This window comes from Sphingosinicella humi, from assembly GCF_003129465.1.
GTDB lineage: Bacteria > Pseudomonadota > Alphaproteobacteria > Sphingomonadales > Sphingomonadaceae > Allosphingosinicella > Allosphingosinicella humi.
This window is the reverse complement of sequence record NZ_QFFF01000001.1, coordinates 1046342-1058667: the sequence shown is the minus strand read 5'-3', so window position 1 is coordinate 1058667 and position 12326 is coordinate 1046342. Positions and strand designations below refer to the sequence as shown.

Annotated in this window: 12 protein-coding genes; 6 read left to right on the top strand and 6 right to left on the bottom strand. The window is 67.0% G+C overall.

The features are described 5' to 3' along the window. The first annotated feature begins 64 nt into the window (after window positions 1-64). Window positions 65-520 (top strand): nucleoside deaminase, encoded by a 456-nt coding sequence (locus DF286_RS05225; protein ID WP_109270469.1) that lies wholly within the window; start codon window positions 65-67, stop codon window positions 518-520. Window positions 521-527: 7 nt separating this feature from the next. Here the strand turns inward: DF286_RS05225 and DF286_RS05220 are convergent, their stop codons facing one another. Together DF286_RS05220 and DF286_RS05215 are read right to left on the bottom strand one after the other, a co-directional pair. Next, window positions 528-854 (bottom strand): hypothetical protein, encoded by a 327-nt coding sequence (locus tag DF286_RS05220; RefSeq protein ID WP_109270468.1) that lies wholly within the window; start codon window positions 852-854, stop codon window positions 528-530. Between the two features lie 120 nt (window positions 855-974). Then, on the bottom strand, window positions 975-1652 hold the full coding sequence (locus DF286_RS05215; RefSeq protein ID WP_109270467.1) for a YiaD family glycine zipper/OmpA-like lipoprotein: 678 nt from the start codon (window positions 1650-1652) through the stop codon (window positions 975-977). Between the two features lie 139 nt (window positions 1653-1791). On the opposite strand from DF286_RS05215, the gene DF286_RS05210 reads away from it, so the two are divergent. Continuing rightward, window positions 1792-3120: a hemolysin family protein gene (locus tag DF286_RS05210; RefSeq protein WP_109270466.1), complete on the top strand. Its 1329-nt coding sequence runs from the start codon at window positions 1792-1794 to the stop codon at window positions 3118-3120. A gap of 112 nt (window positions 3121-3232) precedes the next feature. On the opposite strand, the gene DF286_RS05205 is transcribed toward DF286_RS05210, so the two are convergent. From DF286_RS05205 to purD, 3 genes are read right to left on the bottom strand one after another with little or no spacing between them, the layout of a single operon-like run. Then, entirely contained in the window at window positions 3233-3793 is a 561-nt protein-coding gene (locus DF286_RS05205) for a hypothetical protein (protein ID WP_109270465.1), read from the bottom strand. 21 nt (window positions 3794-3814) lie between these two features. Then, window positions 3815-4249, bottom strand: a complete 435-nt coding sequence (locus DF286_RS05200) for a hypothetical protein (RefSeq protein WP_109270464.1) — start codon at window positions 4247-4249, stop codon at window positions 3815-3817. Window positions 4250-4307: 58 nt separating this feature from the next. Continuing rightward, on the bottom strand, window positions 4308-5591 hold the full coding sequence (gene purD, locus DF286_RS05195) for a phosphoribosylamine--glycine ligase (RefSeq protein ID WP_109270463.1): 1284 nt from the start codon (window positions 5589-5591) through the stop codon (window positions 4308-4310). Here purD and xseA point away from each other — a divergent pair. Genes xseA through DF286_RS05180 form a run of 3 tightly spaced genes read left to right on the top strand, consistent with a single transcriptional unit; the run spans window position 5590 to window position 8049 of the window. Next, window positions 5590-6954, top strand: a complete 1365-nt coding sequence (gene xseA / locus DF286_RS05190; protein ID WP_109270462.1) for an exodeoxyribonuclease VII large subunit — start codon at window positions 5590-5592, stop codon at window positions 6952-6954. The genes purD and xseA overlap by 2 nt on opposite strands. Window positions 6955-6967: 13 nt before the next feature. Further along, window positions 6968-7168, top strand: coding sequence for a DUF2093 domain-containing protein (locus DF286_RS05185; protein ID WP_109270461.1), 201 nt, complete (start codon window positions 6968-6970; stop codon window positions 7166-7168). After that, window positions 7165-8049 (top strand): M23 family metallopeptidase, encoded by an 885-nt coding sequence (locus DF286_RS05180; RefSeq protein WP_109270460.1) that lies wholly within the window; start codon window positions 7165-7167, stop codon window positions 8047-8049. Before DF286_RS05185 ends, DF286_RS05180 begins: the two co-directional genes overlap by 4 nt. A 119-nt stretch (window positions 8050-8168) precedes the next feature. Here DF286_RS05180 and DF286_RS05175 read toward each other — a convergent pair whose 3' ends face one another. Then, window positions 8169-8708: a hypothetical protein gene (locus DF286_RS05175; RefSeq protein WP_109270459.1), complete on the bottom strand. Its 540-nt coding sequence runs from the start codon at window positions 8706-8708 to the stop codon at window positions 8169-8171. 331 nt (window positions 8709-9039) lie between these two features. On the opposite strand from DF286_RS05175, the gene DF286_RS05170 reads away from it, so the two are divergent. Then, window positions 9040-12234: a TonB-dependent receptor domain-containing protein gene (locus DF286_RS05170; RefSeq protein WP_109270458.1), complete on the top strand. Its 3195-nt coding sequence runs from the start codon at window positions 9040-9042 to the stop codon at window positions 12232-12234. Window positions 12235-12326 lie beyond the last annotated feature (92 nt).

Here is a 12326-nt window from a genome sequence, read left to right as displayed (position 1 = left end):
CGCTGCCCCGGTCTCTGGCCGGGGCAGCAGTCGTATTTGACGACCATCCGCGCTAGGACGCGCCATGGCTTTTCCGCTCCCCCCTCCGATGCGGCTGGCGCTCGACCGGGCGCGGGAGGCGGCGCTGGACGGCGAGGTGCCGGTCGGCGCCGTCGTCACATGGGGCGAGGAGGTGGTCGCCCTGGCCGGCAACGCCACGCGCCTGGGCCACGATCCCACCGCCCATGCCGAGATGGTGGCTCTCCGCCAGGCGGCGCAAAGGCTCGGCAGCGCCCGCCTCGACGAATGCGACCTCTGGGTTACGCTGGAGCCCTGCGCCATGTGCGCCGGGGCGATCGCGCTGGCGCGCATCCGCCGTCTCTATTTCGCCGCCGCCGATCCCAAGGGCGGGGCCGTGATCCATGGGCCCCGACTCTTCGCCCAGCCGACCTGCCACCACGCCCCCGACATCTATCCGGGGATCGGCGAGGAGGAAGCGGGAGACCTGCTCCGAGGCTTCTTTCGAGAGCGGCGGGCCTGAACGGCCGCTATTGACCGCCTACCTTGTTACCGATGTTGCGGCCGCGCCTGGCCATGAGGAAGAGCATGAACGGCCAGACGAGCGTGTTGAGCACGTCGGCGATGGACCCCCAGAGGGGCCATGGCTCGGGGCCGATATAGTCGACGACTTCATTGGCGATGCCGAAGAAGGCGACTGCGACCAGCGGCCAGGGAGAGCGCATGCGGCGCTTCAACAGCAAGGCCGTGACGACGAAGATGATCAGGCCGAAATGAACATGGAGCAGTCCCTCGGACGCGCCCGTATAGTCCCCCAGCCAATTCTTGAGCGCCGCATAGCGCGCGATGATTTCCACTGTGCAGTCTCCGACGCCGCTCTTGGAAGCCGTGCAAGCCAAGGTCAACCGCCGCCCGGCCAAATGAAATGGAGCGCCCCCTTGCAGGGACGCTCCACCCTTCTGTCGGGACGCACCCGGTTACATGTTCGTGGCCTCGATCGGGACGATGCGGATCTCCACGCGGCGGTTGGCGGCGCGGCCTTGCTCGGTGTCGTTGGAGGCGACCGGCTGGCTCTCGCCGAAGCCCTGGGTCGCCATCCGCGCCGAAGCCACGCCGCGCGTCGTCAGATAGCTGGCAACCGACTGCGCCCGGTTCTGCGACAAGGTCATGTTGTAGGCGTCGGTTCCCACCGAATCGGTGTGGCCGTAAACATCGATATAGGTCGAGGGGTAGGCCGACAGCGTCTGCGCCACCTGGTCCAGGGTCGTGCGGAACTGCGGCTGGATGTCGTAGCGATCGAAGGCGAAGGTGATCGCGGACGGCATGTTGAGGATGATCTCGTCGCCCTGGCGAACGACGTCGACGCCCGTGCCGGCCGTGCGTTCGCGAAGCTCACGCTCCTGCCGGTCCATATAGTTGCCGACCGCGCCGCCCGCGATCGCGCCGATGCCGGCGCCGACGATGCGCTCCGTCCGGTCTCGACGGCCGCCGATCAGATCGCCGGCGAAATAGCCGGCGATCGCACCGGCGGCGGCACCGATGGCGGTACGGGTGGCCAGCTCACGCTCGCCGGTGACCGGATCGGTCATGCAGGCGGTGGTGGTGAGCAGTGCCGCCGCGATCGCGGCACCTGTGAACGGCTTGGAAACTCGCATTACACATTCCTTTCCCATTCAGGGCTTGAAACGCAGACAAAGCGAATATCCATTCGGCTTGTTCCACATCCGCACCGGACGGCGGATGACGAAGAGGTTGTCGCCCTCAAAGAATCGCGGCTAAGAGGGCGCAGCAGCCATGTCGCCCGCAGCCCCCCTGACACCCTTTCCCTGGTTCGACGTCGTCGTCATCCTCCTGCTGGTGACCCTGAACGGCGTCTTCGCCATGTCGGAGCTGGCGATCGTCTCGTCGCGGCGGCCACGGCTCAAGGCGATGGCCAAGAATGGACGCGCGGGCGCACAGACGGCGCTCAACCTCGCCGCCGACCCCGGCCGCTTCCTGTCGGCGGTGCAGATAGGCATCACCCTCATCGGCATCGTGGCCGGCGCCTATTCCGGGGCGAGCCTTGGCGGGCCGACTGCGGAAAGGCTGATGCGGCTCGGCGTGGATGCCGAGACGGCCCAAAGGCTTGGATTCGGTCTCGTCATCGCCCTCACGACCTACGCCTCGCTGGTCATCGGCGAGCTGGTGCCAAAGCAGTTCGCCCTGCGCTCGCCCGAACCGATCGCCGCACTCATCGCCGTGCCGATGCTCTGGCTGTCGCGCCTCACTGCCCCTTTCGTCTGGTTGCTCGATCGCACCAGCGCCCTCGTTTTCCACCTGCTCGGGCTGCGGCGCGAGGCCTTGAACAAGGTGACCGCGGAGGAGCTGAACCTGGTCGTCGCCGAGGCGCACAGCGCCGGCGTCTTGGAGGAAAGCGAACGCGCGATCATCAGCGGCGTGGTGCGGCTCGCCGACCGGCCCACCCGCGAGGTGATGACCCCCCGCACCGAGGTCGACTGGATCGACGCCGACGCGGACGCGGAGACGATACGCAAATGCCTGCTGCAGACTCCGCACAGCCGCCTGCCGGTGGCGGAGGGATCGGTCGACCGCCTCATCGGCGTCGTCCAGGCACGCGACGTCGTCCGCGCTTTCATCGAGGGACGCCCCCTCGACCTCAAATTGTTGATGCGGCAGGCGCCGGTCGTTCCCGACCAGATGGATGCGATGAACACCTTGTCGGTGCTCCGCGACGCGGACGTGCCGATGGCCTTCGTCCATGACGAATATGGCCATTTCGAAGGCTTGGTGACGCCCGCCGATCTGCTGTCTGCGCTGGCCGGCGTCTTTGCGTCCGACGTCGACCTTCATACCGAGCCTCCCTTGGTGGAGCGGGACGACGGCAGCTGGTGGGTGTCGGGCTCGCTCGGCGCCGACGCGCTCGCCGATACGCTCGGCTTCGATTTGCCGGCGGACCGCGATTATGCCACGGCGGCCGGGTTCGCGCTGTCGGTGCTGAAGCACCTGCCGGAAGTGGGCGAGCGCTTCAGCCATGGCGGATGGCAATTCGAGATCGTCGACCTCGACGGCCGCAAGATCGACAAGCTGCTGGCGTCCAAGATCGTGAGGAAAAGGCGGGTCTAATTCCGCTGGGGCTCCGTCGTTGCGAGGAGCGTAGCGACGAAGCAATCCAGCTAGGCATCACCGCTCTCCTGGATTGCTCCGCTTCGCTCGCAATGACGTCCGCGTCTTAGACTTAGCCCAGACTGCCGAACTTGGCTTCGAAACCGTCCCTGTCATCGCGGGCGAGGTAGCTGGCCTGCTCGACGACGCGGTCGCGGGTGAGACGGCCTTTGAACGGACCCAGCTTGTCCTCGAGTATCGCCACCTCGTTGGGGCTGAGCCGGGCGAGCTGCTCGAAACGGATGATGCCATTCTCGTTGAGCTTGGTCGCGAGCTTCGGGCCGACGCCCTTCAGCATCTGCAGATTGTCGGGCGGGCCGCTGGCGCCGGGAAGCTGCGAGTGGACCTTGACGCCCAGAACCTGCCCCGCCACGTCGGTCGTGGCCGCCGCCCCCTGGTCGATGAGGCTGTTGCCTTCCGGACCGTCGGTGCGGATCGGCGTGGGCGTGGGCGTGGGTTTGGGAGCCTCGACCGGCGGTGCGGCAGGAGGGGCTTCCACCGTCTCGCCGGGACGGTGAGCGTCCCCGACGACCTTGTCGGCGGACGTCCGCCGGAACGCCCACCAGGCGATGACGGCGCCGATCGCCAAGGCGATGAGGATGGGGACCAGATAGGCTTCGAACACACTCGTCATGGACGCGGATCCTTCGCTATGTCAGTCGAGAAAACTCTGCTTCCTGCGCCGGCCGAAGAGGAGCCAGCCCAGCCCCAGGCCGATCAGATAGGCGGCCATCATCCAGATTAGCGCTTCGAGGATCAAGGGCACGCCCCGGCGCAGTTCGCCTTCGTCGGTCCATTGGACGTCCGAGACACCGTCGACCTCCGCGACCAGGTCGTTGAGCCCCTTGAGCTCACCCTGGCCTTGGCGTTGGAACTCGTCGGCCGGACCGGACAAGGTGGCGAGGCGCGACAGCGGTTCGCGGCCGAGCCGAACCTCGATGCCGGGCACCTCCGTGCCGGCCATAACGCGCCTCGCCTCACTCTCGGCGCGATCGATGAAGGTCGTCCCGACGCCGACCGGGCCGTGATAAACCCAGGTCGTGACGAGCACCGCCGCCAGGCCGATCAGGATTTTGGCGTTGGGCGACATGCTGCTTCTCCCTCGCATGATCCAGCGGACGGACTATTCCCCTTAAGGCGGCTGCGGTTCAAGAGGCGGCCTTCAGCCGCTCCACCTCGCGCCATCCGATGTCGCGACGATAGAAGCCCGTCGCAAAGTCGATCAGGCCCGCCGCCTCATAGGCTTTCGCCTGGGCCTCTCGCACATCCTTGCCCTTGGCGGTGACGGAAAGAACGCGCCCGCCGGACGCGACCAGCTCATCTTCGCGAGCGGCAGTGCCCGCCTGGAAGACGGTCGCTCCCAAGGTTTCGGCCGCCCCGATATTGGCTATGCGGCCGCCTTTTTCCGCCGTTCCCGGATAACCCCTGGCGGCCATCACGATGGTGAGCGCGGTCTCCGCCGAGAAGCGGGGCGCGTCGATCTCGGCCAATTCCCCGCGCGCCGTCGCGCGCATCAGCTCGAGAAGGTCGCCCTCCAGTCGCGCCATCAGCACCTGGCATTCCGGGTCGCCGAACCGGACATTATATTCGATGAGGCTCGGGCCGTCCGCCGTCAGCATCAGGCCCGCATAGAGGACGCCGGAATAGGGCGTGCCATTCTCCGCCATGGCGCGGACGGTGGGACGGATGATCTCCGCCATTACCCGCTCTTCCAGCTCCGGCGTCAGGATGGAGGCGGGGCTGTAGGCGCCCATGCCGCCGGTATTGGGGCCGGTGTCGCCGTCGCCGACGCGCTTGTGATCCTGCGCCGAGCCGAAGGGGAGGGCGGTGGTGCCGTCGGTGATCGCGAAGAAGCTCGCCTCCTCGCCGGTCAGAAACTGCTCGATCACCACCTCGGCGCCGGCCGCGCCGAAGCCGCCCTCGAACATGATGTCGAGCGCCGCCTGCGCCTCCTCTGCCGTTTCGGCGATGATCACGCCCTTGCCGGCGGCCAGGCCGTCGGCCTTGATGACGACCGGCAGGGCGAAATCCGCCAGCGCCGCTTCCGCGGCGAGCTTGTCGGATGCGCGGACGTAGCGGGCGGTCGGGATGCCGTGGCGGGCGCACAGGTCCTTGGTGAAGCCCTTGGAGCCTTCGAGCTGGGCCGGGATCCGGTTGGGGCCGAAGACGCCGAAGCCCATAGTGCGGAGGTTGTCGGCGAGGCCGTCGACCAGCGGCGCCTCCGGGCCGATGACGATCAGCTCGACCGAGTTTTTGAGGCAGAAATCGACGGTGCCGCGATGGTCCGCCGGGTCTATATCGACGAGCTGGGCGTGGCGCGCGATTCCCGGATTGCCCGGTGCGGCGAAAAGCTTGCCCAGCATCGGCGATTGCGCGAGCTTCCACGCCAGCGCATGCTCGCGCGCGCCGGAGCCGATAAGCAGGACATTCATGGACGATTTCCCTTCAACTGATGCGGGGCTGTTAGCAACCGAGACGCCCGGCGACAACGCGCCGGCGCTATCGGTCTCCGAACTCTCCTTTGCGCTGAAGCGAGCGGTCGAGGATGCGTTCGGCCATGTCCGGGTGCGGGGCGAGATTTCGGGATGGAAGCGGGCGGCGTCGGGCCATTGCTACCTGACCTTGAAGGACGAGAATGCCTGCATCGACGGCGTCCTGTGGCGGACGCAGGCCTCGGCGCTCCGCTTCCGGCCGGAGGACGGCATCGAGGTGATCGCCACCGGCCGGCTCACCACCTATCCCGGCCGTTCGCGCTACCAGATCGTGATCGAACGGCTGGAGCTCGCGGGCCAGGGCGCGCTGATGGCACTGCTCGACAAGCGCCGCCGCGCGCTGGAGGCGGAGGGCCTGTTCGCGGCGGAGCGCAAGAAGCGCCTGCCCTTCCTGCCCCGCACCATCGGCGTCGTCACCTCCCCGACCGGCGCCGTCATCCGCGACATCCTCCACCGCCTCGCTGACCGCTGCCCCAGCCATGTCGTGATATGGCCGGTGCCGGTGCAGGGCGAGGGCGCGGCGGCCCAGATCGCGGCGGCCATCCACGGGTTCAACGCCAGGTCGGAGCGACCCGACCTCCTGATCGTCGCCCGCGGCGGCGGCTCGATCGAGGATTTGTGGGCGTTCAACGAGGAGGAGGTCGTCCGCGCCGTCGCCGCGTCCGCCATCCCGATCATCTCCGCCGTCGGGCACGAGACCGACACTTCGCTGTGCGATTTCGCCGCCGACATGCGCGCGCCGACACCGACCGCCGCCGCCGAGATCGCGGTGCCGGTGCGGGCCGAGCTTCTCACCCAGCTCGGACAGCTGGGCCTTCGCGCCAGCCGGTGCGCCGAACGGACGCGCGAGCGGGCGGCGGAGCGTCTGGAAGCGTGCCTGCGCCACTTCCCGGCGCGAGATTCGCTGCTTGCGCCGCAGCATCAGCGGCTGGACGAACTAGCCGAGCGGCTGCCGCGCGGGCTCGGCGGGCGGCTCAGCCACGCCCGCGCCGATCTTGGCCACGCCGCCGGCGCACTCAGGCCGTCGCTGCTCGCCGCCACCTATCGCCGCGCCGGCGACCGGCTCGAATCGCTTTGGCGGCTGGCCCAGCTCGCTCACCCCAACCGGCCGCTGGAGCGAGGCTATGCGCGAATCGAGGATCGGGACGGGCACACGCTTGTTTCGTCGGCCGCCGCCAAGTCGGCCGGGCGCCTCCGCCTCGTCTTCAGCGACGGCCGGGTCGATGCCACGGTCGACGGGGTTGAGCGGCCGCGCCGCGCCTCCTATGTCGCGCCCAAGCCCGACCAGCCTAAGCTCTTGTAACGGAAGAATGTCGATGCTCATGTCCAACACGGGCCGCCCCGCCAAGCTCCATTACATGGCCGGCACCTTCCGCATGCTGAGCCCCGGCGATCACGTCGTCTGCGCGGTAACGGGCAAACCGATCCCGCTCGATGCGCTGCGCTACTGGAGCGTCGCGCGCCAGGAAGCCTATGTGGACGCCGAGGCCGCGGCCCGGGCGGAAGAGCGGGCGTGAGGCACCGGATCGGCGACCTTCTTCTCTTCCTTCTCCTGGCCAGCCTTCTCCCGGCGGCGTCCCTCTCGGCCGCCGCCCCGGTCGAGACCTCCAGTCCTGTTTCGCTGACTGAGCCGGCAAGCGCCGACTTCGCCCTGACCGGCACCTTCTCCCAAGGCGGTCTCATCCTCGGCACCGCGCCCATCGGCACCCAGAGCCTCACCTTTGACGGCGATCCGATACCATTGGGCGAGGGCGGCCGCTTCCTTGTCGGCTTGGATCGAGACCAGGGCGCCACGGCTGTCCTCGTTGCCCGTCTCGCGGGCGGTCGCTCGGTGCGACGGGATCTCGCCATCGCACCTCGTGCCTGGGCCATCGAGCATGTCGATGTTTCACGTCGCCAGGGCCGACCGAGCGACGAGTTCCTCCGCATCCGTGAGCGCGAGATCGCCCGAATCGAGGCAGCCCGTGCGCAGCGCTCGCGGGTGGACGGCTGGCGGCAGGATTTCATCTGGCCCGTGACAGGGCGGATCAGCGGCCGCTTCGGATCGCAGCGAATCTATCGCGGCGAGCCAGCCGCCTATCATAGCGGCGTGGACGTCGCTCCGGGTGCCGGCGCTCTCGTCGTCGCCCCGGCCGACGGGGTGATCGTGCTCGCCGGCCCGCCGATGTTCAGCCTGGAGGGCAATCTCGTCCTCGTCGATCATGGCATGGGGCTCAACAGCGCCTTTCTCCACCTCGCTACTGTCGCCGTCGAGGCCGGGCAGCGGGTGCGGCAGGGTCAACCGATCGGCACGGTCGGCGCCACCGGCCGCGCGACCGGGCCGCACCTCCATTGGAGCCTCAAATGGAACGACGCTCGGCTAGACCCGCTGCTGCTGGCCGGGCCGATGGCGCGCTAACGACCTTCTGGAGCCAGATTAGTCTTTGCGAGGAGCGTAGCGACGAAACAATCCAGTATGCCGCGAGCCGGCTGGATTGCTTGGCTACTCTCGCAATGGCTGGCTACGGATGACGAACCTTAGCGCAGCCGCTCGACCCGAATCGCATTCTGCTCGTTGATATTGGCCATGTAAGACCCAAGCACGCCGCGCTTGATCAGGATCGGCTGCCCCGCCTTGGGCCAGCGCGGAAGGTTGCGGTCGTCGGTTTGCGCCCAAACGGCGCCTGTCTCGAGCGTGATGACCCAGCGGCCATAGGCGCCGCGGTCCGCCCTCTTGATCGTGCTCTCGATCTGGGAGACGCCGTCTTCCTCCTCGTCGCCTGAACCGCCGCCGAAGATGCCGAGATCGGGGAGGGCGAGGCCGAACAGGGTCCGCCGCGTCTTGCGGATCTGCTCCCGGTCGACGACTACCAGTTCGTTGGCAGCCTCGGCCGCGTCGATCGAGGCGACCTCGCGATCGAAGCAGGCGAGCCGCTCGGTGCCGTCGGTGATCGACCGGCAGTCGACCAGGCGCTTCAGGGATTCGGACCGGGGCGCGTCGCCCGTTCGCGCCAGCGCCGGAACGGCGAGGATACCGAGCGCGACCGCGACGATGAGGCTGCTGTGACCGGTTTGCATCGGGTGCTCCTTGAATGACGAACGGATCGTAATGCGGTCCGCCGGGCGCTGGCAAGCGGCCGTGAGGAGCTCTCGCGATCGACTCGCCGGGTGTCCGCGCGGCGACCTTCCACGCTGCCGGTTCACTGTGGCCAAATTGCTACAGCCCCTTGGATATCGGCGGATTTCTCGCAGTTCTCGTTGCTTCCCGTTCATCTGCTGGCATAAAGCCGCTGTTGGGAAACGGGCTTTTTGGCCGTTTTTGCAATCTGCGGGGGCGCCGGTTTCATCGGCTTTTCCGTTGGTTCTGGGAGTTTTAGACGGCGCGCCGTCGCTTGCTAGGGGACTTAATATGCAATCCACTTTCCGTCAGCGCCTTCTGGCGTCGACCATCATTCTCGGTGCGGCGAGCCTCGCTGCGCCGGCCTGGGCGCAGGACGTCGAGGCGGAAGAGCCGGGCGCGTCCGTAACGGGTGCTTCCTCGGTCGCCGACCAGGCCGAGATCGCCACTCAGCAGGCGACCACCGGTGAGGCGATCATCGTCACCGGCTCGCGTATCGCCCGTCCCCAGCTCGAAGGGGCCAGCCCGGTCACCGTCGTCAACAGCCAGGAAGTGAAGCTTCAGGGCATCACCCGGACGGAAGACCTTCTGAACTCGCTGCCGCAGGTCTTCGCCGGCCAGGGCGGTAACATCGCCAACGGCGCGTCCGGCACCGCGACGCTCAACCTGCGCGGCCTCGGCTCGCAGCGCACCCTCGTCCTGGTCAACGGCCGCCGCCTGCTTCCGGGCGACACCGGCTCGTCGGCCGCCGACATCAACATCATCCCGGCCGCGATGATCGATCGCATCGACGTGCTGACCGGCGGCGCCTCGTCGGTCTACGGTTCGGACGCGATCTCGGGCGTCGTCAACTTCGTCCTCGACACCGATTTCGAGGGCATTCGTCTCGACACCCAATATTCCTTCTACCAGCACAACAATGATGCTGGTGCTCGCGTGATCGACGCGCTTGACGCGCGCGGCTTCCCGTATCCGACCGGCAGCGTCGCTGACGGCGGCACCTTCGAGGTCACCGGCGTGATCGGCGCCGGCTTCGACGATGGCCGCGGCCATGTCACCGCCTATGCCGGCTACCGCAAGATCAACCAGGCGCTGCAGCGCGACCGCGACTACGGCGCCTGCTCGCTGGCGGCTTTCGCGGACTCGGATGGCTTCTCGTGCAGCGGCTCGGGCACCAGCGCTCGCGGCACCTTCCTCACCAACGTCGGCAACTTCACGGTTGGCCCGAACCGGACATTCATTCCGTCGAACAGCACGACGAACCCGCCGTTCAACTTCGGTCCGTACAACCATTTCCAGCGTCCGGACGAGCGCTATGTGCTCGGCGCCTTCGCCAACTATGAGATCAGCTCGGCCGTCCAGCCCTATCTCGAAGTCATGTTCATGGACGATCGCACGGAGGCGCAGATCGCTCCGTCCGGCATCTTCTTCAACACGGGCTTCATCAACTGCGACAATCCGTTCCTCTCGGCTCAGCAGCGGGGCATCATTTGCGCTCCCGCCGTCTACGATCCGGCGGACGCTGCCGCCATCGCGGATAATCCCGCCACGCCCGTCAATGAAGCTGCATACCAAAGCTTCTTCGGCAACCTGGTGGGCAACACGCCGATTTTCGGCGACGATCCCGATGGCCCCAATGGTCCTCTGCGGGCGCCGCTCCTCGGCTTCGAAGCGCCGACGGCGTTCCCGGGCACCGCGGGTCTCCCCGACTTCAACCGCGCGGTCTTCTATCCGGGCCGTCGTAACGTCGAGGGTGGCGGTCGCGTCAGCGACATTCAGCACTCGGACTTCCGCATCGTTGGCGGTGTCCGCGGTGACCTGAGCCCGGCCTGGTCGTACGACGCCTATTATCAGTTCGGCCGCGTCACCAATCCGAGCATCTCGCGCAACGACTTCTCGGTCCAGCGTATCGGTCGCGCGCTCGACGTCGTCGCCGATCCGGACACCGGCGCTCCGGTGTGCCGCTCGGTTCTCCAGGGCATCGAAGACGGCTGCGTGCCCTACGACTTCTTTGCATTCGGTTCTGTTGACGCTGCCGCGCTGGGCTATCTCCAGACGCCGGCGATCACCATCGGCCGGACGGAAGAGAGCGTGTTCAACGCGTCGATCACCGGTGACCTCGGTCAGATGGGCCTGCGCTTCCCCTGGGCGAACGACGGCATCGGCATCAACGTCGGCACCGAGTATCGCAAGGAGTCGCTGGACTTCCTGCCCGATCGCGCCTCGCAGGAGGGTGACCTCGCCGGCTCCGGCGGCGCCTCGACCCCGATCAGCGGCTCGTTCGACGTCAAGGAAGTCTTCGGCGAAGTTCGCGTTCCGATCATCCAGGACGGCTTCATCGAAGAACTGGTGCTCGAAGCGGGCTATCGCTATTCGGATTATTCCACCGGCGTCACCACGGATACGTATAAGATCCAGGGTGAACTCGCGCCGACCCGGGATATCCGCATCCGCGGTGGCTATAACCGCGCCGTCCGTGCCCCGAACGTGGTCGAGCTGTTCTCGCCGCAGAACGTGGTGCTAGTCGGCACGAACGATCCGTGCGACGGTCTCGTCGGCGGGGATCCGGAGGACGATCCCACGCTGACCGCGGCTCAGTGCGCCTTCACCGGCCTCGACCCGGCCCTCTATGGCCGTGTCCCGGAGAACCCGGCGTCGCAGTATAATGGCCTCGTCGGCGGCAACCCGAACCTCGATCCGGAAGTTGCGGACACCTACACCGCCGGTGTGGTGCTCACCCCGACCTTCCTCCCGGGCTTCGCGGCGACTGTCGACTACTTCGACATCTCGCTGGATGGCGCCATTTCGACGCTCAATGCGGACGTGGTGGTGCAGCGCTGCGGTGAAACGGGCGACGCGTTCCTCTGCAGCCTGATCAACCGCGACAGCCGCGGCTCGCTGTGGATCGCGCCGGATGGCTTCGTCGTCGCGACGAACCAGAATATCGGTTCGCTCTCGACCAGCGGCGTCGATGTCAGCGTCAGCTACAACACCGAGATCGGTTCTCTGGGTTCGCTGAGCGCCAGCATGGTCGGCACGTGGCTGGACGAGCTGATCACCGACGACGGCATCAACGAGCCCTATGACTGCACCGGCCTCTACGGTAACGTCTGCCTCACGCCGAATCCCGAATGGCGTCACAAGGCCCGTCTCACCTGGACGACGCCCGACGACATCGGTCTCTCGGTCCAGTGGCGTCACTTCGGCAGTGTGAAGCAGGACACGACGAGCAGCCAGCCCGCGCTGGAAGGCACGTCGCAGCCGGCTCACGACAAGCTCCGGGCGATGAACTACATCGACTTGGCGGCGACGTTCCGCGTGATGGACAACTACAATTTCCGTCTCGGCGTGAACAACGTGTTCGACAGCAATCCGCCGCTGGCCGGATCGCAGGCGTGCCCGGCCGTCATCTGCGCCAACACTTATGCGCAGGTTTACGACGTGCTCGGCCGTTACATCTACGCCGGCGTCACGCTCGACTTCTAAGTCGATCGCGACACGCAGAAACTTGGTGGCGGGTCCTTCGGGGCCCGCCATTTTTTTTGGGCCGTTTGATTGATCCGTTACGGACCAGGTCC

Excerpts from the sequence above, each read along its gene's own strand:
- DF286_RS05185 (WP_109270461.1), top strand. The coding sequence starts at position 6,968 with ATGCTCATGTCCAACACGGGCCGCCCCGCCAAGCTCCATTACATGGCC.
- DF286_RS05205 (WP_109270465.1), bottom strand. The coding sequence starts at position 3,793 with ATGACGAGTGTGTTCGAAGCCTATCTGGTCCCCATCCTCATCGCCTTG.
- DF286_RS05200 (WP_109270464.1), bottom strand. The coding sequence starts at position 4,249 with ATGTCGCCCAACGCCAAAATCCTGATCGGCCTGGCGGCGGTGCTCGTC.
- DF286_RS05215 (WP_109270467.1), bottom strand. The coding sequence starts at position 1,652 with ATGCGAGTTTCCAAGCCGTTCACAGGTGCCGCGATCGCGGCGGCACTG.
- DF286_RS05170 (WP_109270458.1), top strand. The coding sequence starts at position 9,040 with ATGCAATCCACTTTCCGTCAGCGCCTTCTGGCGTCGACCATCATTCTC.
- DF286_RS05225 (WP_109270469.1), top strand. The coding sequence starts at position 65 with ATGGCTTTTCCGCTCCCCCCTCCGATGCGGCTGGCGCTCGACCGGGCG.
- purD (WP_109270463.1), bottom strand. The coding sequence starts at position 5,591 with ATGAATGTCCTGCTTATCGGCTCCGGCGCGCGCGAGCATGCGCTGGCG.
- DF286_RS05175 (WP_109270459.1), bottom strand. The coding sequence starts at position 8,708 with ATGCAAACCGGTCACAGCAGCCTCATCGTCGCGGTCGCGCTCGGTATC.
- xseA (WP_109270462.1), top strand. The coding sequence starts at position 5,590 with ATGGACGATTTCCCTTCAACTGATGCGGGGCTGTTAGCAACCGAGACG.
- DF286_RS05210 (WP_109270466.1), top strand. The coding sequence starts at position 1,792 with ATGTCGCCCGCAGCCCCCCTGACACCCTTTCCCTGGTTCGACGTCGTC.